This is a genomic window from Isoptericola sp. NPDC060257 (assembly GCF_042726645.1).
Classification (GTDB): domain Bacteria; phylum Actinomycetota; class Actinomycetes; order Actinomycetales; family Cellulomonadaceae; genus Isoptericola; species Isoptericola nanjingensis.
Map to the genome: position 1 here is coordinate 1 of NZ_JBHXAW010000502.1, position 1,325 is coordinate 1,325.

General features: G+C 73.1%; 2 protein-coding genes. Both read right to left on the bottom strand.

What is annotated here, in order from left to right:
- Positions 1–49: 49 nt before the first annotated feature.
- On the bottom strand, positions 50–961 hold the full coding sequence (locus tag ACFWEK_RS21685) for an ABC transporter substrate-binding protein (protein WP_430555387.1): 912 nt from the start codon (positions 959–961) through the stop codon (positions 50–52).
- Between the two features lie 24 nt (positions 962–985).
- Positions 986–1,325: ABC transporter permease subunit (locus tag ACFWEK_RS21690; RefSeq protein ID WP_430555388.1), on the bottom strand; the 340-nt coding region annotated here is incomplete at its 5' end.

Sequence of the window (1,325 nt, forward strand, 5' to 3'; positions counted from 1 at the left end):
GCCTGAGCCGGCGCGCCGCGACCGCGTGGGCGGCCCTGGCTGCCCCCGGTCAGCTCAGGCCGTTCTCCTCGAGCCAGCCGGCGGCGATGTCCTCGGTGGAGCCCTGCTCCTCGGTGGACTGGACGTTGAGCTCCACGAGCCCCTCGGGGGTGAGGGCGGCGCTCACCGGGTCGAGGACGTCGGCGACCTGGTCGGCGACGTCCTCGGAGACCAGCGGGACGACGTGCGAGGCGAGGAACAGCGCCTCGGGGTCCTCGAGGACGACGAGGTCCTCGGTCTGGATGCGCGGGTCGGCGGTGAAGACGTTCGCGACGTCCACCGTGCCGGCCACGAGGTCCTGGACGGTGGTGTCGCCGGTGGCCTCGAACTTCACGTCCACGCCGTAGACGTCCTTGAGGCCCTTCGGGCCGTAGGGGCGCTGCTCCAGCTCGGCCGGGCCGCCGAGCGTGAGGTCGCCCGCGTCCGCCAGGTCCGCGATGGTGGTCAGGCCGTGCTGCTCGGCGAAGGCGGACGTGACGGTGTAGGAGTCCTGGTCCGTCGCGGGGGACTGCTCGAGCACGGTCAGCCCGTCCGGCAGGGCCTCCTGCAGGGCGGCGTAGACGTCGTCGGTCGACGTCGCGGTCGTCTCCGGGTCGAAGAACTGCAGCAGGTTGCCCGTGTACTCGGGGAACACCTGGACCTCGCCGCTCTCGAGCGCGGGCATGTAGGCGTCGCGCTGGCCGATGCTGAAGTTCCGCTCGACGGTGAAGCCCCCGGCCTCCAGCGCCTGGGCGTAGATCTCGGCGACGATCTCGTTGGAGTAGTACGCCTGGGACCCGACGACGATGGTCCCGGACGCCGGCGAGCCGCCCCCCTCGGAGTCGGGCTCGAGCGGGTCGGACCCGCCGCCGCACGCGGTGAGCGCGAGGAGTGCCGTTGCGGTGGCGGCGACGGTCGCGGTCGTGCGTCGTGTGATGCGCATGATGCTGCCTCTCAGGTCAGTCCGTCAGGTCGGGTCGGGCGCAGGGGCGGGGTGGGGGCCCCGGCGGGAACGGGTGGGCGCGTCCGGCGTCGCCCGGCCGGCCGCGACGCCGCGGGGGACGACGGCGCGTTCCAGGAGCGCGAAGGCCAGGTCGAGGACGACGGCCAGCACGACGATCACGAGGGCGGCACCGAGGATCTGGGAGAAGTCCCGCAGCTGGATGCCCTGGACGATGTAGAAGCCGAGGCCCCAGTTCCCGACGTAGCCGGCCAGGGTGACGGTGGCGACCACCTGCAGCGTCGCGGACCGCAGCCCGCCGATGAGCAGGGGGAGGCCGAGGGGCACCTCGACGGTGCGGAGCACC

Excerpts from the sequence above, each read along its gene's own strand:
- ACFWEK_RS21685 (WP_430555387.1), bottom strand. The coding sequence starts at position 961 with ATGCGCATCACACGACGCACGACCGCGACCGTCGCCGCCACCGCAACG.